Raw genomic sequence first — 21768 nt, forward strand, 5'->3', positions numbered from 1 at the left:
TTTTTGCCGCCGTCCGGCCTGCCGCGCTCCCGGAATCGACCCCGGCGCCGCGTTGGGTTAAGTCTCCTGCGCCGGTGGAGATAAGGAGAGTGCCATGTTCCTCGCCATGAACCGCTTCAAGGTCAGGCTCGGCTCGGAGGCGGATTTCGAGGCCGTCTGGCGCCAGCGCGACAGCTATCTCGCCCGCGTGCCCGGCTTCGTCTCGTTCGATCTGCTGCGGGGCGCCACGAAGGACGACCACACGCTCTACGCCTCGCATTCGGTCTGGAGCTCGCGCGCCGACTTCGAGGCCTGGACGCGCTCGGAGGAGTTCCGCAACGCCCATCGCAGCGCCGGCGCCAACAAGCCCCTCTATCTCGGCCATCCCGAACTGGAGCTGTTCGACAGCGTTCTCGCCCAGCAGGCGGGCGGCAAGGCGGCCTGACAGGGCTCACATGACGGCGAGGCGCGGCTGGCGCGCGCCGGACGCGGTTGACGGATCGGGGCGCGTGGCTTAACCGCTCGCGATCCAGAAAATCCGGGTGCCGCACCGATCATGGCCGCTATCGCGTCGACCGACGCCTCTCCTTCCGCGCGCGGTGACGCGCCCCGCATCTCCTTCGTCTCGCTCGGCTGCCCGAAGGCGCTGGTCGACAGCGAGCGCATCATCACCAGCCTGCGCTCGGAAGGCTACGAGCTGTCGCGCCACCACGAGGGCGCCGACCTCGTCATCGTCAACACCTGCGGCTTCCTCGACAGCGCCAAGGCCGAAAGCCTCGCCGCCATCGGCGACGCGCTGAAGGAGAACGGCAAGGTCATCGTCACCGGCTGCATGGGCGCCGAGCCCGAGCAGATCCGCGACGTGCATCCCGGCGTGCTCGCCGTCACCGGCCCGCAGCAATATGAGAGCGTGCTGGCGGCGGTGCATCAGGCGGTGCCACCGACGCACGATCCCTTCGTCGATCTGGTGCCGCCGCAGGGCATCAAGCTCACCCCGCGCCACTACGCGTATCTCAAGATTTCAGAGGGTTGCAACAATCGCTGCACCTTCTGCATCATCCCCAAGCTGCGCGGCGATCTGGTCAGTCGTCCCGCCGCCGACGTGCTGCGTGAGGCCGAGCGTCTGGTCGGCGCCGGGGTGAAGGAACTGCTCGTCATCTCGCAGGACACCTCGGCCTACGGGGTCGACGTGAAGTACGCGACGAGCCAGTGGAAAGACCGGGAGGTGCGCGCGCGCTTCCTCGACCTGGCGCGTGAGCTCGGTTCGCTCGGCGCTTGGGTGCGCATGCACTATGTCTACCCCTACCCTCACGTCGACGAGGTGATCGGGCTGATGTCGGATGGGGTGATCCTTCCCTATCTCGACATTCCCTTCCAGCATGCCTCGCCCAGCGTGCTCAAGCGCATGAAGCGGCCGGCGGCTCAGGAGAAGACCCTCGCCCGCATCCAGGCCTGGCGCGCCGCCTGCCCCGACCTCACCTTGCGCTCGACCTTCATCGTCGGCTTCCCCGGCGAGACGGAAGCCGAGTTCGAGGAACTCATCGACTTCCTCGACGAGGCCGAGCTCGACCGCGTGGGCTGTTTCAAATACGAGCCCGTCGCCGGTGCCCCGGCCAATGATCTCGGCGCGGCGATCCCCGAGGAGGTGAAGGAAGCCCGCTGGAAGCGCTTCATGGAGGTGCAGCAGCGCGTCTCCGCCCGACGCCTCAGGCGCAAGGTCGGCACCCGCCAGCAGGTCATCATCGATTCCGTGGGCCCGACCGTCGCTATCGGCCGTTCCAAGGCGGATGCGCCGGAAATCGACGGCCACGTCCACGTCGCCGCGCGGCGCCCGCTGCGCGTCGGCGAGATCGTCACGGTGAAGATCGAGCGCGCCGACGCCTACGACCTGCACGGCACGGCTGTCGGGTTCTGAGCGCCTTCCTTCGTCCGAGTAACGATCCCGGAACGGCCGACAGGCCGTATCCCGGCTCTTCGCCCTGCGGGCTGCGGCCGGGATGAAGGGCTGGAATAGAGCATCGTCATAGCCTGGCCTGACCCGGCCATCCACGTCTTCACTCGCGACCGAAAGTCGTGGATCCCCGGGTCAAGCCCGGGGATGACGGGCGAAATGCGGATACCGATGATGCCGCAATGCGCCCTACACCTTCAGCAGATCGCGCAGCGAGGCTTCGATTACCTGCGTCGCCGCCTTCAGGTCGCTGACGCGCACATGCTCATCCGCTGCGTGGGCGTTGGCTTCGAGGATGGAGCGCGGCCCGGCGCCGTAGAGCACTGTCGGCACACCGGCCGCCGTGTAGTGGCGCGCGTCGGTGTAAAGCGGCACGGCGGTCGCCGGCGGCGTCTCGCCCAGCACCTCGGCCGCGTGCTTCTGGATCGTCTCGACCAGCTTCTCCGTGCCCGGCAGGGTGCGCAGCGGCTCGGCGAGGATGATGCGGCGGCACTCGATCTCGATGCCCGGCCGGCCGGCGACGGCGGCCTCGACCAGCGCGTTCAGCTCCTTCTCGACGCTCGCTCCGTCCTCCTCCGGCGTCAGCCGGCGGTCGACGCGCAGCGTGATGCGGTCGGGCACCACATTGGTGTTGATGCCGCCCGAGATGAGGCCGACCGTGATCTTGGGCGAACCGATACCGGGCGTCGCGCTGGTGATGCCGTAGAGCCGCTGGCGCTCGGCATAGATGGCGGTGAGGATGACGGTCGCGGCCTCCAGCGCGTCGGCGCCGGTCTCCGGCAGCGCGGCATGCGCCTGCTTGCCCCGCACCACGATCTCAAGGTGCAGCGCGCCATTGTGTGAGACGACGATGGCATAGGAGAAGCCGGCCGAGACGGCGAGGTCGGGCTTGGAGATGCCGTGCTCCAGCAGCCATTTCGGGCCGACGAAGCCGCCGGCTTCCTCGTCATAGGTGAAATGCAGCTCGACCGTCCCATCGAGCCCTTCCGGCCGCTCCTTCAGCCCCAGCAGGGCGAAGGTGTAGGTGGCGAAGTCTGATTTCGAGACGGCGGCACCGCGCCCGTAGATCGCCCCGCTCTTCTCCTCTGCGCCATAGGGGTCGAAGGTCCAGCCTTCGCCCGGCGGCACCACGTCGCCATGGGCGTTGAGCGCGATCACCGGCCCCTTGCCGCTGCCGAAGCTCTCGCGCACCACGAGGTTGACCACCGACTTCATGCCGTTCGCCTTCACGAAGGGCTCGGGCACTACATGGCGCTCGACGGTGAAGCCGAGTTCCTCCAGCAGCCGGCCGGCCACTTCCGCGTGCGGCGCGCAGTCGCCGGGCGGGTTGTCGCTCGGCACGCGCACCAGCTCTTTCAGGAAATCGACCTCGCGGGCCAGCGCCTGCGTCTCGTCGGGGTTGCTCACGTCTGTGCTCCGTTTGGGCCGCCGTCGAGTTGCGGGAGCTGGAAGCGTTCGATGAAACGGATCAGGGCGGCGGCTGCCAGCCCCATATCCTCGGGCGAGGTGTATTCCGCCGGGTTATGGCTGATGCCGCCGCGGCAGCGTACGAACAGCATACCGACCGGGCACAGCTTCGACATCGCCTGCCCATCGTGCCCGGCACCGGAGGCGAGCGAGGGAGTGCGATGGCCGAGGTCGGCGGCGGCGTTGCGCAGGCGCAGCTGCAGGTCGCGATAGCACGGCACCGTCGCCACCTCGTGGAAGGCGGAAATGACGACGCCCAGCCCGCGCCGGTCGGCGATGCGGTGCGCCTCGCGCTCGAAGCGGGTCAGCGCCTCGCGCCGCGAATCATCGGAGCCGGACCGCAGGTCGACGGTGAAGACGACGCGCGAGGGGATGACGTTCACCGAGCCGGGCTCGACGTGCATGCGCCCGACGGTCGCCACCATGCCGTGGCGGTCGGCGCGCGCGATGCGCTCCACCTCCAGCGCCATCTCGGCGGCGCCGGGCAGCGCGTCGTGTCGCATGCGCATAGGCACGGTGCCGGCATGGCCCGCTTCGCCCGTCACGGTCACCGAGAGGCGGGAGGCGCCGGCAATGGCGGTGACGACGCCGAGCGGCTCGCCCTCGGCTTCCAGTACCGGCCCCTGCTCGATATGCGCCTCAACATAGGCGATGACCTTGGAGGGATCGTAGGCGGCGGAAGGAATGTCGTCGGGGTTCTTGCCATAGGCCAGGAGCGCCTCGCGCAGGCTCACCCCGTCGCCATCGACGCCGGCGAGGCTGGCCGGCGGAAAGATGCCGGCGGCGGCTGCAGACGAGGACAGCGTGGTCGGAAAGCGCGTGCCTTCCTCATCGCCGAAGGCCAGCACGTCGATGCCGTAGGAGGGGGCGAGCCCCGCGCGGGCGATCTCCGCGACCGCGAGAATGCCGAGGATGACGCCCATGGCGCCATCATACTTGCCGGCGTTGACCACCGTGTCGATATGCGAGCCGATCAGCAGGCGGGGAGCATCGGGTCCGGCCGGGTGCCAGCCGCCGCGCACCGTGCCGAGCGCGTCCTCATCAACGACGAGCCCGGCCTCGCTCATCCAGCGGGCGACGAGATCGGCGGCGCGCCGGTGCTCGGGCGTCAGGAAAAGGCGGGTGAGATTGTCCGGGCTGGCGGAGATCGCGCCGAGTTCTTCGATCATCGCGGCGGCGCGGCTGCCAAGCGCGGCGATGTCCACGGGTATTCTCATGTCGTCGACGCTGCGCCTCTCGCCCGGCGGCGGGCATCGTCGCTGCCGCCATCCGCCTGTGACGGCAATCGCATATGGCGGGGCCTTTGGCAACGAGGGCGGCGCGGCCGGAGCGGCGCCACCCTCCGATTCAGGGAACCGCCGGGCCTACTGGCCGGGCACCTTGTCGTCGATGCCCTTCACGTACCAGTTCATCGAAAGGATATCCTTGTCCGGCAGGGCCTCGCCTTCCTTCACCACCATCTCGCCCTTCTGGTTGTAGATCGGGCCCTTGAAGGGGTTGAGCGTGCCGGCGGTGATGGCGGCCTGCGTCTCCTCGGCCAGCTTCTTCACGTCGTCGGGCATGTTGGTGTAGGGCGCCATGACGACCTCGCCGTCCTTCATGCCGGCCCAGGTGTCGGTGGAGGTCCAGGTGCCGTCCAGCGCCTGCTTGACGCGCTTGATGTAGTACGGCGCCCAGTTGTCGACGATGGAGGTGAGCTGCGCCTTCGGGCCGAAGGAGATCATGTCGGAGGCCTGGCCGAAGGCCTTGGCGCCACCGGCCTCCGCGGCCTGCATGGCGGCGGGGCTGTCGGTGTGCTGGGAGATCACGTCGGCGCCCTGGTCGATCAGCGCCTTGGCGGCGTCGGCTTCCTTGGCCGGGTCGAACCACGAATTCACCCAGACGATCTTGATCTTCATGTCGGGGTTGATCGACTGCGCGCCGAGCATCAGCGAGTTGATGCCGGAGATGACTTCCGGGATCGGGAAGGAGGCGATGTAGCCGACCGTGCCGGTCTTCGACATCTTGGCGGCGATCTGGCCGAGGACGTAGCGGCCCTCATGGAACTTGGCGTTGTAGGTCGCCATGTTCTTGTCGCGCTTGTAGCCGGTGGCGTGCTCGAAGAACACCTTGGGGTGGCGCTTGGCCACCTTCAGCGTCGGCTCCATGTAGCCGAAGGACGTGGTGAAGATGATCTTGTTGCCGGCGCGGGCGAGCTGTTCGATCACGCGCTCGGCGTCCGGGCCCTCGGGCACGTTCTCGACATAGGTGGTCTCCACCTTGTCGCCAAGTTCCTTCTCCACCGCCTTGCGGCCCTGATCGTGCTGGTAGGTCCAGCCGAAATCCCCGACGGGGCCGATATAGACCCAGGCGGCCTTCAGCTTCTCCGCCGCCTTCGCCTCCGGCAGTCCGCCCATGAGGGCGAAGCCCGTGGCGGCGGCGACCGCCATGGAGAGAATCTTGCGCATGAACGTCTCCGCTCCAACAGACGCGGCCTCGATTGTCACCGGCGACGCGTGGCCGCATCGCACGCCGGGAGGCCGCCCGAGCGGCCGGTAGATCCGTCAGCGGTCGGGCACGAAGGGCACGCCCAGCGAGGCGGGCGCGCCCTGCCCGTGCTTCAGCGCCGAGATGACGACCAGTGCCCCGATCGTCGCGAGATAAGGCAGCGACGAGAGGAACTGCGAGGGTATGCCGAGGCCGAAGCCCTGAACGTGGAGCTGCAAGATCGATACCGCGCCGAACAGATAGGCGCCGGCCAGCAGCCAGAGCGGGCGCCAGGCGGAGAACACCACAAGGGCCAGCGCGATCCAGCCGCGCCCGGCGGTCATGTCGCTGGCCCAGAACGGGGTATAGGCGAGGGAGAGATGCGCGCCCGCCAGCCCTGCGCAGGCGCCGCCGAACATTATCGCCAGCGTGCGGATCTTCCGCACGGGATGGCCGAGCGCGTGGGCGGCGGCATGGTTCTCGCCGACCGCCCGCAGCACGAGGCCGACGCGGGTGCGCGCCAGCCCGTAGGTGACGGCGATCAGCAGCAGCACGGAGGCGTAGACGAAGGCGTCCTGCCCGAACACCGCCTCGCCGATGATCGGCAGGCCGGTGAGCACCGGCAGGTGCAGCGCGGGCGCGGCGTCGATGCGGGTGCCGACGAAGGAGGAGCCGATCAGCCCCGCGACGCCGAGGCCGAGAATCGTGGTGGCAAGACCCGAGGCGACCTGGTTGGCGGCGAGCCACACCGCCAGTCCGGCGAAGACGAGCGAGACAACGACGCCGGCCAGAACGGCGGCGAGCGTGCCGAGCAGCAGGCTGCCGGAGGAATAGGCCGTGGCATAGCCGACCGCCGCGCCGACGATCATCATGCCCTCGACGCCGAGATTGAGCGTGCCGGCGCGCTCGGCCACCAGTTCGCCGAGCGAGGCGAGCAGCAGCGTCGTCGCCGCCGCCACCACGCTGGCGAGCACCGCCCCGATGATCGCGGCATCAAGCATGGCTCGTTCCCTCCACCCGGCGGATGCGGTAGCGCACCAGCACGTCGGCCGCGAGAATGGCAATCAGCAGCGTGCCCTGGAACACGCGGGTGACGTCGAAGGGCATGCGCATGCTGATCTGCGCCGCCTCGCCGCCGATATAGGTCAGCGCCAGCACGAGACTTGCTACCAAGATGCCGACCGGGTGCAGACGGCCGAGCATCGCGGCGATGATGGCGGTGAAGCCGTAGCCCGGCGAGATGGTCGGCTGCATCTGACCGATGGGGCCGGCCACCTCGATGATGCCCGCGAGGCCGGCGAGCGCGCCGGAGACGGCGAACACGCCATAGGTCACGCGCCTCTCGTCGAAGCCGGCGAAGGCCGCCGCGCGCGGCGCCGAGCCGCCGATCTCGATGGAGAAGCCGACCAGCGTGCGCCCGAGCACGAAGGTCGCCGCGGCCGCGGCCACCAGCGCGACGATGATGCCGCCATGCAGCCGCCCTTCCTCGAACAGCAGCGGCATCAGCGCCACGTCGTCGAAGGTCACGCTCTGGGGAAAGTTGAAGCCGGCCGGGTCGCGCCAAGGCCCGCGCACGAGATAGTCGAGCCCGAGCTGGGCGACATAGACCAGCATCAGGCTGGTCAGGATTTCGCTGGAGCCGAAGCGCACGCGCAGGAAGGCGGGGATAAGCCCCCACAGCGCGCCGCCGACGGCGCCCAGCACCAGCATGGCGGGCATCACCCAGGGGCCGGCGTCGGTGCCGTGCGTTGCCAGCGCCAGCCAGGAGCCGAGCACGGCGCCGGCCACATACTGCCCCTCGGCGCCGATGTTCCAGCGGTTGGCGCGGTAGCAGAAGGCGAGGCCGATGCCGATCAGCAGCAGCGGGCAGGCCTTCACCACCAGCTCCTGCAGGGTCCAGGGATCGCCGAGCGGCTCGATGAAATAGATGGTGAAGGCGCGCACCGGGTCCTGACCCAGCGCGATGAACATGATGGCACCGACCACCAGCGTCACCAGCAGAGCGACGACGGGCGCTGCCGCGAGTCGCAGGGTGGAGACGTTCTCCTGCCGCTCCAGCTTAAGAGGCATCGGCGCCCTCCCCGGCAGGCGTCTGCGCCGCCCCGTCACGACCCACGTCATGCGCCCCGTGCGCGCCGCCCATGGCGAGGCCGATCGCCTCGCGCGAGGTCTCGGCCACCGGCACCGGCGCCGTCAGGTGCCCTTCGCTCATGACGGCGATGCGGTCGGCAAATTCCAGGAGTTCGTCGAGGTCCTGGCTGATCACCAGCACGGCGCAGCCTTCGGCCGCCTTCTCGCGCAGCGTGGTGCGGATGAAGGCTGCCGCAGCGGCGTCCACGCCCCAGGTCGGCTGGTCGACGACCAGCAGCACGGGCTTGCGCAGCACCTCGCGGCCGATGACGAATTTCTGCAGGTTGCCGCCCGAGAGGCGCCGCGCCTTCGGGTCGCGGCCGCCGAAGCGCACGTCGAAACCCTTAACGATGCGCTGGAAATAATCCTTCACCGCGCCGCGCCGGATCACGCCATAGCTGACGATGCCGGCATCGCCATGGGTGGTCAGCAGCACGTTGTCGGAAAGGGGCAGGTCGGGCGCGGCGGCGTGGCCGAGCCGCTCTTCCGGTACGAAGCCGGCACGCAGCGCGCGGCGCTCGGTCGGGCCGAGGGCGCCGGCCGGCACCTTGTCGATGACGATGCTTTCGGGGTCCTCGGCGAGCTTCTCGCCGGACAGCACCTCGAACAGTGTCGTCTGGCCGTTGCCGGCGACGCCCGCGATGCCGACGATCTCGCCGGCACGGATTTCGAGGTCGATCTCGTGCAGCGCCGAGCCCCGGCTGCCGTCGCCCGCCACGTCGAGCTTGCGCACCAGCAGGCGCGGCTCGCCGATCTCGTGGGTGACGAGGCGCGGCGTACGCGGCACGTCGGCGCCGACCATCAGCCGGGCGAGGCCGGCGGAGGATTCCTGCTTGGGGTCAACCTCGGCGATGAACTTGCCGCCGCGCAGCACGGTGGCGCGGTGGCAGAGCCGGCGCACCTCGTCGAGCTTGTGGCTGATGAACAGCACCGCCCGCCCCTCGCCGGTCAAAAGGTCGACGGTGCGGAACAGGTTCTCCGATTCGTCCGGCGTCAGGACGGAGGTCGGCTCGTCCAGGATCAGCACACGCGGATCGCCCAGCAGGCAGCGCACGATCTCGACGCGCTGGCGCTCGCCGACCGAGAGTTCGCCCACCCGCCGCCAGGGCTCGACCGCGAGACCGTAGCGGTGCACGCACTCCTCGATGCGTGCGGCGAGCGCCGGCAGCGGCTCGTGGCCGGGCAGGCCGAGCGCGACGTTCTCCACCACGGTCAGCGCGTCGAACAGGGCGAAATGCTGGAACACCACGCCGACGCCGCGGGCGCGCGAACTGGCCGGATCGGGGAAGAAGGCGGGTGCCCCGTCATAGAGCAGCTCGCCCGAATCGGGTTGAAGTAACCCGCACATCATCTTGACGAGGGTGGATTTTCCCGCACCGTTCTCGCCAAGCAGCGCGTGCGTTTCGCCGGCCCGGATGGCGAGGCTCACATGGTCGTTGGCGACCAGCGCGCCGAACCGCTTGGTGAGGCCGACGGCCTCGAGAATCGATGCCGGAAGGTCTGTCGCCGCGTCCACGCCCACCGTCATGAGCCTACCCGCGCGGGCGCCGAACAGCGTCGGCGCAGGCAAGTGGGTGACGCGTGTGGCAGGATCCAGGCGGCGTTTCGCGGGTCATTCACACTTCGAAAGCGACGGTGGGAATACCGTCAGCATGGCATGCCGGTTGAGTGGAGCAAGCCTAAAGTCTGGTCCGTCCGGTCCGGATTCTGACGCGAATTGCGCCAGAATCCGAAAGGTCCACCGTTCAGGGCAGCAGCACGGTGGAGCCGGTGGTGCGGCGCCCTTCGAGGTCGCGATGCGCCTCGGCGGCATCGGCCAGCCGGTAGCGCTGGTTGACCGGAATGCGCACGACGCCCGAACCCACCACGTCGAACAGGTCGGCGGCGTTTTCCATCAGGGCCTCGCGCGTTGCCACATGCGTGTAGAGCGTCGGGCGCGTGGCGTAGAGCGAGCCGCGCTGCGAGAGGGCCAGCAGGCTGAAGTTCTGGATCGCGCCGGAGGCGTTGCCGAAGCTCACGAACAGGCCGCGCGGCTTGATGGCGTCGAGCGAGGCGGGATAGGTCGCCTGCCCCACGCCGTCATAGACCACATCGCACAGAGCCCCGTCGGTGATGTCGCGCACACGCTCGACGAAATTCTCGTCATTGTAGTTGATGACGTAGGCGGCGCCGTTGGCGCGGGCGAGCTCGGTCTTCTCGGGCGAGCCGGCGGTGCCGATGACGGTGGCGCCCAGATGCGAGGCCCACTGGCACAGGATCAGCCCGACGCCGCCGGCGGCGGCATGCACGAGGATCGTGTCGCCAGCCTTCACCTTGTAGGTCTGGCGCAGCAGGTAGCGGGCCGTCATGCCCTTGAGCATCATCGCCGCGGCCGCCTCGTCGCGGATGCTGTCGGGCAGCTTCAGGAGCTGCCCCGCCGGAATCAGCCGCTCGGTGGCATAGGCGCCGAGCGAGGAGCCATAGGCCACGCGGTCGCCCGGCTTGAACTCGCTCACCCCTTCTCCGACCGCGACGACGACGCCCGCCGCCTCGTTGCCGGGAATCAGCGGCAGCCCCTGCGGCGCCGGGTAGAGGCCGGTGCGGAAATAGGTGTCGAGGAAGTTCAGGCCGATCGCCGTGTGGCGCAGCCGCACCTCGCCGGGGCCGGGCGCGCCTACCTCGATCTCCTCGTAGCGCAGAACTTCCGGACCGCCGATCTCGTGGATACGAATCGCCGAGGCCATGATGCAACTCTCCTGGCTGTTCTCAGTCCTGCGCGCCGCCGGCCCGCCGCGACGGGAAGAGGCCGAACACGCTGAAATAGGCCGCGCTCAAACACAGGCCGACCGTGACCCAGAGGTCCGGCTTCATGTCGTCCAGCACCGCCACGATCGCCAACACCGCCCACACCGCCAACAGCGCAATCGTGAGAAAACGCAGCCGAACCACCCGGAACGGGTGCACGAACTTGATCGGCAGGAAGGTGCCCACCGACAGCAGCACCACCACGGCGAAAATCACCCACGGATTGAGCGGCAGCAGGAAGAAGTAGAACACCACGATGTTCCACACCGCCGGAAAACCCTGGAAATACAGGTCCTCGGTCTTCATCGAGGTGTCGGCGAAATAGAGCGCGCTCGTCACAAGAATGGCGACACTGGCGGGCACGGCCATCCAGAACGGCATCATGCCGCTGGAGGCGACCGCGAAGGCGGGCACGAGGCAATAGGTGAGGTAGTCGACGACGAGATCGAGCTGCTCGCCCGACCAGCGCGGCAGCACCTCGCCCACCCGCGCGCGGCGCGCCATGCTGCCGTCGATGCCGTCGACGAACAGCGCGGCGCCAAGCCAGGCGAACATGATGGCCCAGTGGCCTTCGACCGCCGCCATCAGCGCCATCAGGCCGCAGACGGCACCGGACGCCGTGAATACGTGGACGGCGAAAGCGAGCGTGCGCCGGCTGGCCGGACGCTCGCTGAGCGACTTGGATGTGATCGCCACCGGGTCTCCTCCCCCGACTGCCGGACCGGGCCGGTCGCCGCCTGCTTCTTCTACGTTACGCATATAGCATTTGCCCGCATTGATCTGCATTGTCAGATCAGGCTGTCCTGCTTATCCCACACTCGCGGGCGGGCCGACAGTCCCGCCGATGCCGTATGGAGGCCCGGATGCCCTCGAACCTCCCCCCGCACCCCTCGCCCGAACGGGCCGCGTCCGGTGTCGCCGTCATCGGAGGCGGTGCCAGCGGCCTGTTCGCCGCGCTCGCCCTTGCCTCCGGCGGGCTCCCGGTCACGCTGATCGCCCCGCCGCGTGCGCCCGATCCCCGCACCACGGCGCTGATGGACGGGTCGGTGCGGGCGCTCGACGCGCTCGGCCTGTGGGAGCGGCTGCGCGCCCATGCCGCGCCGCTGCGGGTCATGCGACTGATCGACGACACCGGCAGGCTGCTGCGCGCGCCCGAGGTCGAGTTCCGCTCCGGCGAGTTGGGGCTGGAGGGCTTCGCGTGGAATCTGGAGAACGAGGTCCTGCTCGCCGCTCTGGACGACGCCATTGCCGAAGCGCCGGGAATCGAGCGCCGGAATGCAACCGTCCGGCAGGTCGTGGACGGACCTCAGGTGGCACGGATCGAGCTCGACCACGGCACCTCCCTGGAGACGTCGCTGGTCGCTGCCGCCGATGGGCGCAACTCGCCGAGCCGGCACGCGGCCGGCATCGGCATGCGCGTGCGCGAATACCCGCAGGTCGCCGTCACCGCGACGCTGGCGCACAGCCGGCCGCATGGCGATGTCTCGACCGAGTTCCACACCCGCACCGGCCCCTTCACGCTCGTGCCGCTGCCGGGCGATCGCTCCAGCGTCGTCTGCGTCGTCTCGCCTGCCGAGGCCGAGCAACTCGGTACGCTTGCCCCGGAAGCCTTCGCGCGCGCCATGGAGCGCAAGGCACATTCCATCCTCGGCCGCATGAGCCTCGTCTCGCCGCGCGGCAGCTTCCCGCTCAGCCAGCGCACCGCCGAGCATTTCGCGCGCGGACGCATCGCGCTCATCGGCGAGGCGGCGCACATCATCCCGCCGATCGGCGCGCAGGGGCTCAATCTCGGCATACGCGATGCGGCGACGCTGGCGGAGCTGGCGAGCGACGCCGCGCGGGCCGGCGCCGACATTGGCGGGGCGGGCGTGACCGACGCCTATGAGCGCCGCCGCCGCGCGGATGTGGCGAGCCGGGGCTTCGCAGTCGACCTGTTCAACCGCTCTCTGCTCTCCGACCTGCTGCCAGTGGCGGGCTTGCGCGGCTTCGGCATCTGGATGCTCGGCCAATTTCCCGGCCTGCGCCGTACCGTGATGCGAGAGGGTGTCGGCCCCACGCGCGACGTGCCGCGCCTGCTCGCCGGTACGCCACTGTAGCGGTCAGTGTAGCAGGCCGTGCGGCAGCATGTCGTGCTGCACGGCGTAGAGCATGGCGGTGACGGTGGCGACCGAGACCACCGTGCCGATCAGCACGCCTCCCGAGGCGCCGGCGACGTAGGTGTCGTACTGCTTGGCCATGATGAAGGCGTTCAGCGCCGGCGGCAGGCTCGCCATGAGCACGGCTGTGGCGATCCAGACGGGATCGAAGCCGCCGACCGTCGTCAGCACGAGCCAGACCAGCGCCGGGTGGATCACCAGCTTGATAAGCAGCAGCCACGGCACCTCGCCCTGCATGCGCCCCATCGGCCGCAGCGCCACCGAGACGCCGAGCGTGAAGAGGGCGCACGGCGCGGCGGCATTGCGCAGGAATTCCAGCGTCTTCTCGACCGCCACCGGTGGGTGGAACTCGAAATAGGCCGCCGCCACGCCGAGGAACGTGGCGACGTTGAACGGGTGCGTCATCACGCGGCGTACCACCAGCAGCAGCGTCTGGCTGAAGCGGTGGTTGTCGCGGCCGGACACCGCCATCAGGACGGGCACGATGGTGAAGAAGAACAGGCTGTCGAAGACGAAGATCAGCGCAGTCGGCACCGAGGCGCCCGCTCCCAGCGCACCGAGGGTGAGGCCGGGGCCCATATAGCCAACGTTCGAATAGGAGCCGACGATGGCGGCGATGGAGGCTTCAGGCAGGTTGCCCCGGCGCAGCCACAGCCCGACCAGCAGCGACAGCGTGAAGCACAGCGCGGTGGTCGCGGTCGTCGCGGCGATGAAGGTGCCGTTGGTCAGCTCGTGGAACGGGGTGCGCGCCACCAGCGAGAAGAACAGCGGCGGCAGCGCGACGTAGATGATGAAGAAGCTCAGCCAGGCGAGACCGCTTTCCGGGATGCGCGCGAGCCGGCCGCAGGCCAGCCCGAGGAAGATCACACCGAAGAAGGGGAGAGCGAGCGCGAGAACCTCGGACATATCAGCGAACTATCGGCTCGCCGCACGCCGGTCAATCGGGCTTTAAGGCGGTGCCTCGGGGCTTCCCGGCACGCGGGCCGAGGCACGTACATTGCATCGGAAAAGTTGAATCGGGCAAGTTGACACGGCGCGGCGCGGGCCGTTACGGGTCGCCCTTCAGGCAGGCGTGCGGATTCATGATGAAAGAGCGGAACGCGAAATATCGCATCGGGCAGATCGTCCGCCACCGCTATTACCCGTTCCGCGGCGTGGTCTTCGACGTCGATCCTGAGTTCTCCAACACGGACGAATGGTGGGAATCGATCCCGGAGAATATCCGGCCGACCAAGGACCAGCCCTTCTACCACCTGCTGGCCGAGAACGCGGAGACGGAATACGTCGCCTACGTCTCCGAGCAGAATCTCGAACCGGACAATTCGGGCGAGCCGGTACGCCATCCGCAGGTCGAGGAGATGCTCTCCGCCGACGGCGACGGCGGCTGGCGGGTGCGCAGCGAGCGGCTGCAATAATCCTGACGCCTTTCCCTCCGGTACAAACGAAAACGCCCGGCTCTCGCCGGGCGTTCGCGTATCGGGCTCAGGCCGCGCTCACTGGGCGGGCTGGGCGTTCTTCAGCTTCTCGGCGCCGAGCTTCTCCAGACCCGCCTTGGTCTGCTGCTCGCGCGCCGCCGCCTCGCTCTTGAGCTGCTCCTGGCGGGCCTTGACCTGGTCCTGGATCTTCTTGATCTGCTCGTCGAACACCTTGGGATCGGTCGGGGCGCCGTCATAGACCTTGGCGAAGTCGCCGAGGCCGATCGGGTAGCTGACGATGCGGCCGACCGCGTTGGCCACCTGCAGCGTGAGGCCGGGGGCCTTCTTCATCCGGTCGATGAAGGCCTGGTCGACCTGCAGGTCGCCGCGGCAGACGCGCTCGTCGCACATCACGAAGGTGCCGAGGATCGGCTGCTCGTTGGCGAGCGCGACGCGGAAGCCGTTGCGCAGCAGCAGGCCGGTCGGGAAGGCGACGGTGAAGGCCTTCTTGGGGTCGTCCTTCACCTCGAACACGCCGAAGCGCACGAGGAACTGCCCGGTATCGGTGATGATGGACTGCTCCATCTCACAGATTTCCTTGTTGATGGTCGGGTCCTGCCGGCACTGCTTCACCCACGGAATCGGGATCGCCGGAATCTGCTGGGACTGCTGCGCGCCGGCCGGAGCCTGCTGCGGCTGCTGCTGGGCATTGGCCGCAGGCTTGGCGGCCGGCTTGGCCGGCTGCGACTGCGCAAGCACGGCGCCGCCGGAAAGGGCGAGCGCGAGGGCCGCACCGGCGAGGCTGCGCGCGAGAGTGAAGCGTTTGGTCATATCGAGTTCCTGTCGTGCGAACCGCAACGTGAGCGAAGGCAGCAGACGCCTCGGCGCCATCGGAGATCGAGGGGCTGTCTCCCGTTCAAATGAGGCGAGACAGTGACCCCACGGAATTTCGGTGTCCTGTTCATGCTAGAACTCTGCCGCGAGTACCAGCCGAATCTTCGACGATGGGAGCCGAAAGCGTGACCGATATCACCCGGCGTGGCCTCGGGCGCAATGTCTTAATTGCTGCGGGCTCAATGGCAATCGGATACCTGCCGCTGCGTCCGGCCCGGGCTCAATCCGGTTCCGGCGGTGCGGAGCCCACCGCAGCGTCTCCGGGCGCCCCGGCGCACGGCATCGCCATGCATGGAGCGCCGCAGTATCCGGCCGGGTTCGCCCATTACCGCAGCGTGAATCCGGACGCGCCGAAGGGCGGAAGGCTGACGCAGGCGGCGGTCGGCGGCTTCGACAGCCTCAATCCCTTCATCGTGCGCGGCACAGCGCCGCCCTTCATCCGCTGGAACCTCGTCGAAAGCCTGATGGCGCGCAGTCCCGACGAGGCCTTCACCTGCTACGGCCTGCTGGCGCAGACGGTGGAAACCGACGATGCGCGCTCCTATGTCGCGTTCAATCTCGACCCCCGCGCCCGCTTCGCCGACGGCGTGCCGGTGACCGCCGAGGACGTGCTGTTCTCCTTCGAACTGCTGCGCAGCCGGGGCCGGCCGAACCACCGCTCCTATTACGGCAAGGTCGCCAAGGCGGAGGTCACAGGGCCGCTGTCGATCCGATTCACCTTCGGCGTGGTGGACCGTGAACTGCCGCTGATCCTCGCGCTCATGCCGGTTCTGGCGAAGCATGCGGTGAACCCGGAGACTTTCGAGCAGACCAGCTTCACCGCGCCGCTCGGCAGCGGACCCTATGCGGTCGCCGAGGTGAAGCCGGGCGAAAGCGTCATCCTGAACCGGCGCGCCGACTACTGGGGCGCGGCGCTGCCGGTCAATCGCGGCAACTACAATTTCGACAGCCTGCGCTACGACTTCTACCGCGACGTGAATTCGCAGTTCGAGGCGTTCAAGCGCGGGCTCTCGGACATACGCTTCGAGACCGATCCCGGCCGCTGGAAGACCGGCTACGACATCCCGGCCGTGCGCGACGGGCGCATCGTGACCGAACAGATCGCCACCGGCACGCCCAAGCCCTATTCGGCGCTGATCTTCAACATGCGCCGCCCGCTCTTCGCGGATGTGCGGGTGCGGCAGGCGATGGTCGAGTTGTTCGATTTCGAGTGGGCGAACGAGAATCTCTATTTCGGTCTCTACCGCCGCAATGGCAGCTTCTACGACGATTCCGAGCTCTCCAGCCTCGGCCGCCCGGCCGATGCACGCGAGCGCGCCCTGCTTTCCGGATTCCCCGACGCGGTGCTGCCGCAAGTGATGGACGGCACATGGCGTGTGCCCGTCGCGGACGGGTCGGGACGCGACCGCGAGCGGCTGCGCCGGGCGCTCGACCTGTTCGGCGAGGCCGGCTGGCAACTCAAGGGCGGCGCGCTCGTCTCAAAGGCGGGTGGCGAGCGTTTCGCGCCGGAACTGATCGTCGGCACCAAGGACCAGGAGCGCCTTGCCCTCGCCTACCAGAACATGCTGCGCCGCGCCGGTGTGACGCTGAACATCCGCCTCGTCGACAATGTGCAGTTCGAGGCGCGCAAGCAGACCTACGACTACGACATGGTGCCCTATATCTGGGACCAGTCGCTCTCGCCCGGCAACGAGCAGGCCTTCTATTTCGGTTCGGCCGCCGCCGACACGCCGGGCACCCGCAACTTCATGGGGCTGAAGAGCCCGGCGGCGGACGCGATGATCGAGGCGCTGCTGGCCGCCCGCGAGCGGGGAGATTTCGTCTCCGCCGTGCGCGCGCTCGACCGCGTGCTGATCTCGGCGCGCTTCTCGCTGCCGCTGTTCTACACGCCCGGCCAATGGGTGGCGCGCTGGCGGAAGGTGGAGCGGCCGCAGACGCTCGCGCTTCAGGGCACGCTCGCCGAAAGCTGGTGGCAGGGGCCGGGCTGAGGAGGCCGGCCAGGCCTTCTATGCGGCCGAATTCCGCGCCGCCATCCGCACGAAGCTCTGGACAGAACCGTCGGAAAACGGTCCTTAGAGGAGGACGCAGACCGGCTACAGCCGGTGGGCGTCGCAAGTGGATGTGCTGGAGCTGGACCATGCGTAACGTCGCCGTCGCCCTCGCCGCAATCCTGCTCGCGGGCGTGATCCCCGCCGCAGCGCAGCAGCCGATCACCGTCCGGCCCAGCCAGAAGATCAGCGGCGGCGGGCTGGAGATCAGCATCCCGCCGGTCAACAACCCGAACTATCTCGACTACGGCCCGCTGCCGGACAAGCCGGGCTCCGACCACAGCATGGACTATGTGAACCAGGCCGGCGGCAACTACATGGACTTCAGCGGTCCCGGCTCGGACGTCGACGCCGACGTCATGCCGGACAATGACGGCGCCTACGGCACCCCGCTGGAGTGAGAGAGCAGCCTTTTCTGCCGTCCCTCAGGCCGCCTTCGCGCCCTGCTCGGCGATCTTCGCCAGTTCCTTGAGGATGCCGGCGCTGCCCTTGAGCCGCGCCGTCGCGTCCGGCCAGTCTTCCGAGAACACCACCTTGCCGTCCGGACGCATCTTCGCCACCACATGCGGCTTGCCGACATAGGCGATGAAGCCGGCCGGGTTGGGGAAGCGTCCGTCGCGGAAGGTGAGCACCATGCCGCGCGGGCCGGCATCCACCTTCTCGACATTGGCCCGCCGGCACAGCGCCTTGATCGACACCAGACGGAGCAACTGCTCGACCTCCTCGGGCAGCGAACCGAAGCGGTCGACCAGCTCGGCGCCGATGGCCTCGATCTCCGCGTCGGTTTCGAGGTCCGCGAGGCGGCGGTAGAGGGTGAGCCGCACATGAAGGTCCGCCACATAGTCCTCGGGAATCAGCACCGGCGTGCCGATGGAGATCGTCGGCGACCATTTGTCCGCGACGGGCGCGGTGATGCCGGCCTTGAGGTTGGCGATCGCCTCCTCCAGCATCTCCTGGTAGAGCTCGTAGCCGACCTCCTTGATATGGCCGGACTGTTCGTCGCCGAGTAGGTTGCCGGCGCCGCGGATATCGAGGTCGTGGCTGGCGAGCTGGAAGCCGGCTCCCAGCGTGTCCAGCGACTGCAGCACCTTGAGGCGGCGCTCGGCCTGCGCTGTCACCGTCTTCTGCGCCGGCAGGGTGAAGATCGCGTAGGCACGGGTCTTCGAGCGGCCGACGCGCCCGCGCAGCTGGTAGAGCTGGGCGAGACCGAACATGTCGGCGCGGTGCACGATCAGCGTGTTGGCGGTGGGGATGTCGAGGCCGGATTCGACGATGGTGGTCGACAGCAGCACGTCGAACTGCCCGTCATAGAAGGCCGACATGATGTCTTCGAGCTGCGTCGCTGCCATCTGGCCGTGCGCCACCGCCACCTTCACCTCTGGCACGTTCTTGTCGAGGAAGTCCTTCACCTCGGCGAGATCCTCGATACGCGGCACCACATAGAAGCTCTGACCGCCGCGATAGCGCTCGCGCAGCAGCGCCTCGCGCACGATCAGCGGGTCGAAGGGCGTCACGAAGCTGCGCACGGCAAGGCGGTCGACGGGCGGCGAGGCGATGATGGAGAGCTCGCGCACCCCGGTCATGGCGAGCTGGAGCGTGCGCGGGATGGGCGTGGCGGTGAGCGTCAGCACATGCACCTCGGCGCGCAGCTGCTTCATGCGCTCCTTGTGGCCGACGCCGAAATGCTGCTCCTCGTCGATGATGACCAGGCCGAGATCCTTGAAGGAGATCGCCTTGCCGAGCAGCGCATGGGTGCCGACCACAATGTCGACCGTGCCATCTGCCAGGCCCTTCTTGGTCTCCGACAGCTCCTTGCCGGTAACGAGGCGCGAAGCCTGCCGCACCACGACGGGCAGTCCCTTGAAACGTTCGGTGAAGGTCTTGAAGTGCTGGCGCGCCAGCAGCGTGGTGGGGACTACGACGGCGACCTGCTTGCCGCTCAGGGCGACGGCGAAGGCGGCGCGCAGGGCCACCTCGGTCTTGCCGAAGCCGACATCGCCGCACACCAGCCGGTCCATCGGATGACCGGAGCCGAGATCGTCGAACACCGATTCGATGGCCGCTTCCTGATCCTCGGTCTCTTCATAGGGGAAACGCGCGCGGAACTCGTCATAGATGCCGGCCGCCGGGACGAGGCGCGGCGCCTCGTGGAGCTGGCGCTGCGCGGCGATCTTGATCAGTTCGGCCGCCATCTCACGGATGCGGCTCTTCATGCGCGCCTTGCGCGCCTGCCAGCCGCCGCCGCCCAGCCGGTCGAGCTGCGCCTCGGTGTCCTCCGAGCCGTAGCGCGACAGCAGTTCGAGGTTCTCCACCGGCAGGAACAGCTTGGAGCCTTCCGCATAGTGGATTTCGAGGCAGTCGTGCGGCGCGCCCATCGCCTCGATGGTCTTCAGCCCGATGAAGCGGCCGATGCCGTGGTCGACATGCACCACGAGATCGCCCGCGGTCAGCGAAGTCAGCTCGGCGATCACGTCCTGCGGACGGCGCGCCTTGCGCTTGGGCCGCACGAGGCGGTCGCCGAGAATGTCCTGCTCGCCGATGACGACGAGCGAATCCGTCTCGAAGCCGGTCTCGATGCCCAATACGGCAAGGGCGATGGTGCCCTTGGGCAGCGCTTCCGCCGCGTCGCGCGAGCCGACCGTCTGCGTGCCCTTGAGCCCGTGGTCGGCGAGCACCGTCGACAGGCGGTCGCGGGAACCGTCCGACCACGCTGCGAGTATGGTGCGCTTGGTTTTGGCGAGGTCGCGCAGATACTCCGCCGCCACGTCGAAAAGCGGCGCCTCCGGGTCCGCCCGCTCGGGCGCGAAGGAGCGCGCGGGGCGCCCGCCGAGATCGAGCACATCCTTCGATTCGGGTAGCGCGAAGCCGGTCACGGCGATGATGCGCGCGGCCTTTTCATTGGCTTCCCATTCGCCAGCGGTCAGATACAGCGCCTCGGGCGGCAGCGGCTTGTAGGGCGCGCCGCCGCCATGCTCCATGCCGTGCTTGCGGGCGTCGTAATAGTCGGCGATCTGGTCCAGTCGCGAGGTCGCCGCCTCGTTGCCCTGCGCCTCCATGACGATGGGCGCGTCGGGCGCGTAGTCGAACAGCGTGTCGAGCCCGTCATGGAACAGCGGCAGCCAGTGCTCCATGCCCGGATAGCGCCGCCCCTCGCTCACCGCCTCATAGAGCAGGTCGCCGCGCTGGGCGGCACCGAAGGCGGCGACATAGGCCATGCGGAAGCGGCGCATCGATTCCGTGGTGAGCTGTAATTCGCTCATCGGCACCAGATCGAGCGAGCGCATCTGCATGGCGGTGCGCTGTGTCTCGGGATCGAAGGCGCGGATCGATTCCAGCGTGTCGCCGAAGAAGTCGAGCCGCACCGGCGCCGGCAGCCCCGGCGGGTAAAGATCGACGATGCCGCCGCGCACCGCGTATTCGCCGGTGTCGCGCACCGTGGAGGTGCGCTGGAAGCCGTTGATCTCCGCCCAACCTACGACTTCGTCGAGCGAGAGCGCATTGCCGGGCGCGGCCGAGAAGGACTGCGAGGCGACGAGCCCGCGCTTCGCCACCCGCTGGAGCGCCGCATTCACCGTGGTGAGCACGATGGAGCCCGCCTCGCGTCCCTTCACGCGGGCGAGGCGGGCCAGCGTCGTCATGCGCCGCGCGATGATGGTGGCGTTCGGCGAGGCGCGGTCATAGGGCAGGCAGTCCCACGCCGGGAAGGGCAGCACCTCGACGCCGGGCGCGAAGAAGGCGAGCGCGCGCTCCAGCTCCGCCATGCGCTCGGTGTCGCGGCAGATCACGATCAGCGTGGGCCAGGGCGCGTCTTCCTGCGCAGCGAAGGCGCGGGCGAGGTCGGCGACCACGAGGCCCTCCATGCCGGAGGGCACGTTGGCGAGGGTGAGCGGACGGCCGGGCGCAAGTCGGGTGGTGAGGCTCGAAAATGCGGTCTTCATATCTCGGGCGATTTTCATATCTCGGGAACGCCCTCGCCCGACAGGTGGAACTGCCGGAAGCGGTGGAAGATGGGCGTGTCGAACGCCGGCGCCGGCGTGCCGGAATTGATCCAGCCGAACAGGTCGGGGTCCTCGACCTCGATCAGCAGCTCGAAATCGGCGACGTCCTCCTCGCTCAGATCGGCGATATGGGCATCGGCGAAACGGCCCATCAGCAGGTCCATTTCGCGGGTGCCGCGATGCCAGGCGCGGTAGAGGATGCGGCGGCGGCGGGCGTCGAGTCCGGCGCTCGAACGGGTGGTTCCGGTCATGTGGTTCCTGTGCCCCGGCGGCTTAAGGCCATGGAAGGCGGTGGCCATCGAAGGCGGTGTATCTAGCGCGCCCGGCGCCCGCTGTCAGGTAGGCATTGGGCGGGGACGTGGCGGGGAAACGTCTTTGCCGAGTAGATTACGCTGGGTCCTGGATCGGCGCTGCACTCTGTGCAGCTTGTCCGGGAAACAGAGGCGACGTGTCCCGGACAAGCGACGCCGGAGGCGGAGC

The 21768-nt window shown here is 68.5% G+C and carries 18 protein-coding genes; 6 read left to right on the top strand and 12 right to left on the bottom strand.

Annotated features, from left to right (window positions below; genetic code table 11):
* The first annotated feature begins 94 nt into the window (after window positions 1-94).
* On the top strand, window positions 95-424 hold the full coding sequence (hmuQ, locus tag MWN33_RS10930) for a heme-degrading protein HmuQ (protein ID WP_247200531.1): 330 nt from the start codon (window positions 95-97) through the stop codon (window positions 422-424).
* Between the two features lie 111 nt (window positions 425-535).
* Complete coding sequence (gene rimO / locus MWN33_RS10935; protein WP_247200532.1) at window positions 536-1894, top strand: 30S ribosomal protein S12 methylthiotransferase RimO; 1359 nt, start codon at window positions 536-538, stop codon at window positions 1892-1894.
* A gap of 225 nt (window positions 1895-2119) precedes the next feature.
* Here the strand turns inward: rimO and MWN33_RS10940 are convergent, their stop codons facing one another.
* The 8 genes from MWN33_RS10940 to MWN33_RS10975 all read right to left on the bottom strand — a co-directional run bounded on the left by MWN33_RS10940 (window position 2120) and on the right by MWN33_RS10975 (window position 11473).
* Entirely contained in the window at window positions 2120-3337 is a 1218-nt protein-coding gene (locus tag MWN33_RS10940) for an ArgE/DapE family deacylase (protein ID WP_247200533.1), read from the bottom strand.
* Window positions 3334-4614 carry an allantoate amidohydrolase gene (locus MWN33_RS10945; RefSeq protein WP_247200534.1) on the bottom strand — a complete coding sequence of 427 codons (1281 nt, stop codon included), beginning with the start codon at window positions 4612-4614 and terminating at the stop codon, window positions 3334-3336. Before MWN33_RS10945 ends, MWN33_RS10940 begins: the two co-directional genes overlap by 4 nt.
* A gap of 147 nt (window positions 4615-4761) precedes the next feature.
* Window positions 4762-5844: a BMP family ABC transporter substrate-binding protein gene (locus MWN33_RS10950; RefSeq protein ID WP_247200535.1), complete on the bottom strand. Its 1083-nt coding sequence runs from the start codon at window positions 5842-5844 to the stop codon at window positions 4762-4764.
* Between the two features lie 96 nt (window positions 5845-5940).
* A complete protein-coding gene (locus tag MWN33_RS10955) occupies window positions 5941-6864 on the bottom strand; it encodes an ABC transporter permease (RefSeq protein WP_247200536.1) in 924 nt (307 codons plus the stop codon).
* Window positions 6857-7933, bottom strand: coding sequence for an ABC transporter permease (locus tag MWN33_RS10960; protein ID WP_247200537.1), 1077 nt, complete (start codon window positions 7931-7933; stop codon window positions 6857-6859). Before MWN33_RS10960 ends, MWN33_RS10955 begins: the two co-directional genes overlap by 8 nt.
* The gene (locus tag MWN33_RS10965; RefSeq protein WP_247200538.1) at window positions 7923-9521 is read right to left on the bottom strand and encodes an ABC transporter ATP-binding protein; all 1599 of its coding nucleotides are present in this window, start codon (window positions 9519-9521) and stop codon (window positions 7923-7925) included. Before MWN33_RS10965 ends, MWN33_RS10960 begins: the two co-directional genes overlap by 11 nt.
* A 217-nt stretch (window positions 9522-9738) precedes the next feature.
* Window positions 9739-10716, bottom strand: a complete 978-nt coding sequence (locus tag MWN33_RS10970; RefSeq protein ID WP_247200539.1) for a quinone oxidoreductase family protein — start codon at window positions 10714-10716, stop codon at window positions 9739-9741.
* Between the two features lie 22 nt (window positions 10717-10738).
* Window positions 10739-11473, bottom strand: coding sequence for a CDP-alcohol phosphatidyltransferase family protein (locus tag MWN33_RS10975; protein WP_247200540.1), 735 nt, complete (start codon window positions 11471-11473; stop codon window positions 10739-10741).
* Between the two features lie 167 nt (window positions 11474-11640).
* Between MWN33_RS10975 and MWN33_RS10980 the strand changes: the two genes are divergently transcribed.
* Window positions 11641-12873, top strand: a complete 1233-nt coding sequence (locus MWN33_RS10980) for a UbiH/UbiF family hydroxylase (RefSeq protein WP_247200541.1) — start codon at window positions 11641-11643, stop codon at window positions 12871-12873.
* 3 nt (window positions 12874-12876) lie between these two features.
* On the opposite strand, the gene MWN33_RS10985 is transcribed toward MWN33_RS10980, so the two are convergent.
* A complete protein-coding gene (locus MWN33_RS10985; protein WP_247200542.1) occupies window positions 12877-13839 on the bottom strand; it encodes an AEC family transporter in 963 nt (320 codons plus the stop codon).
* A gap of 176 nt (window positions 13840-14015) precedes the next feature.
* On the opposite strand from MWN33_RS10985, the gene hspQ reads away from it, so the two are divergent.
* Window positions 14016-14348, top strand: a complete 333-nt coding sequence (gene hspQ, locus MWN33_RS10990; RefSeq protein ID WP_247200543.1) for a heat shock protein HspQ — start codon at window positions 14016-14018, stop codon at window positions 14346-14348.
* A 78-nt stretch (window positions 14349-14426) separates the two neighbouring features.
* Here the strand turns inward: hspQ and MWN33_RS10995 are convergent, their stop codons facing one another.
* Window positions 14427-15179, bottom strand: coding sequence for an invasion associated locus B family protein (locus MWN33_RS10995; protein ID WP_247200544.1), 753 nt, complete (start codon window positions 15177-15179; stop codon window positions 14427-14429).
* A 350-nt stretch (window positions 15180-15529) separates the two neighbouring features.
* Here MWN33_RS10995 and MWN33_RS11000 point away from each other — a divergent pair, with 350 nt between their 5' ends.
* Together MWN33_RS11000 and MWN33_RS11005 are read left to right on the top strand one after the other, a co-directional pair.
* Entirely contained in the window at window positions 15530-17230 is a 1701-nt protein-coding gene (locus tag MWN33_RS11000) for an extracellular solute-binding protein (RefSeq protein WP_247200545.1), read from the top strand.
* Between the two features lie 149 nt (window positions 17231-17379).
* Entirely contained in the window at window positions 17380-17691 is a 312-nt protein-coding gene (locus tag MWN33_RS11005; protein WP_247200546.1) for a hypothetical protein, read from the top strand.
* Between the two features lie 24 nt (window positions 17692-17715).
* On the opposite strand, the gene mfd is transcribed toward MWN33_RS11005, so the two are convergent.
* Window positions 17716-21228, bottom strand: coding sequence for a transcription-repair coupling factor (gene mfd / locus MWN33_RS11010; RefSeq protein WP_247200547.1), 3513 nt, complete (start codon window positions 21226-21228; stop codon window positions 17716-17718).
* A 14-nt stretch (window positions 21229-21242) separates the two neighbouring features.
* On the bottom strand, window positions 21243-21539 hold the full coding sequence (locus MWN33_RS11015; RefSeq protein WP_247200548.1) for an FAD assembly factor SdhE: 297 nt from the start codon (window positions 21537-21539) through the stop codon (window positions 21243-21245).
* Between the last annotated feature and the right edge of the window lie 229 nt (window positions 21540-21768).

Source organism: Ancylobacter koreensis (assembly GCF_023016525.1).
In the GTDB taxonomy this organism is placed as follows: Bacteria; Pseudomonadota; Alphaproteobacteria; order Rhizobiales; family Xanthobacteraceae; genus Ancylobacter; species Ancylobacter koreensis.

Coding starts and splice junctions, on each gene's coding strand:
- hmuQ (WP_247200531.1), top strand. CDS start 95: ATGTTCCTCGCCATGAACCGCTTCAAGGTCAGGCTCGGCTCGGAGGCG.
- rimO (WP_247200532.1), top strand. CDS start 536: ATGGCCGCTATCGCGTCGACCGACGCCTCTCCTTCCGCGCGCGGTGAC.
- MWN33_RS10945 (WP_247200534.1), bottom strand. CDS start 4,614: ATGAGAATACCCGTGGACATCGCCGCGCTTGGCAGCCGCGCCGCCGCG.
- MWN33_RS10950 (WP_247200535.1), bottom strand. CDS start 5,844: ATGCGCAAGATTCTCTCCATGGCGGTCGCCGCCGCCACGGGCTTCGCC.
- MWN33_RS10955 (WP_247200536.1), bottom strand. CDS start 6,864: ATGCTTGATGCCGCGATCATCGGGGCGGTGCTCGCCAGCGTGGTGGCG.
- MWN33_RS10960 (WP_247200537.1), bottom strand. CDS start 7,933: ATGCCTCTTAAGCTGGAGCGGCAGGAGAACGTCTCCACCCTGCGACTC.
- MWN33_RS10965 (WP_247200538.1), bottom strand. CDS start 9,521: ATGACGGTGGGCGTGGACGCGGCGACAGACCTTCCGGCATCGATTCTC.
- MWN33_RS10970 (WP_247200539.1), bottom strand. CDS start 10,716: ATGGCCTCGGCGATTCGTATCCACGAGATCGGCGGTCCGGAAGTTCTG.
- MWN33_RS10980 (WP_247200541.1), top strand. CDS start 11,641: ATGCCCTCGAACCTCCCCCCGCACCCCTCGCCCGAACGGGCCGCGTCC.
- MWN33_RS10985 (WP_247200542.1), bottom strand. CDS start 13,839: ATGTCCGAGGTTCTCGCGCTCGCTCTCCCCTTCTTCGGTGTGATCTTC.
- hspQ (WP_247200543.1), top strand. CDS start 14,016: ATGATGAAAGAGCGGAACGCGAAATATCGCATCGGGCAGATCGTCCGC.
- MWN33_RS10995 (WP_247200544.1), bottom strand. CDS start 15,179: ATGACCAAACGCTTCACTCTCGCGCGCAGCCTCGCCGGTGCGGCCCTC.
- MWN33_RS11000 (WP_247200545.1), top strand. CDS start 15,530: ATGCATGGAGCGCCGCAGTATCCGGCCGGGTTCGCCCATTACCGCAGC.
- MWN33_RS11005 (WP_247200546.1), top strand. CDS start 17,380: ATGCGTAACGTCGCCGTCGCCCTCGCCGCAATCCTGCTCGCGGGCGTG.
- mfd (WP_247200547.1), bottom strand. CDS start 21,228: ATGAAGACCGCATTTTCGAGCCTCACCACCCGACTTGCGCCCGGCCGT.
- MWN33_RS11015 (WP_247200548.1), bottom strand. CDS start 21,539: ATGACCGGAACCACCCGTTCGAGCGCCGGACTCGACGCCCGCCGCCGC.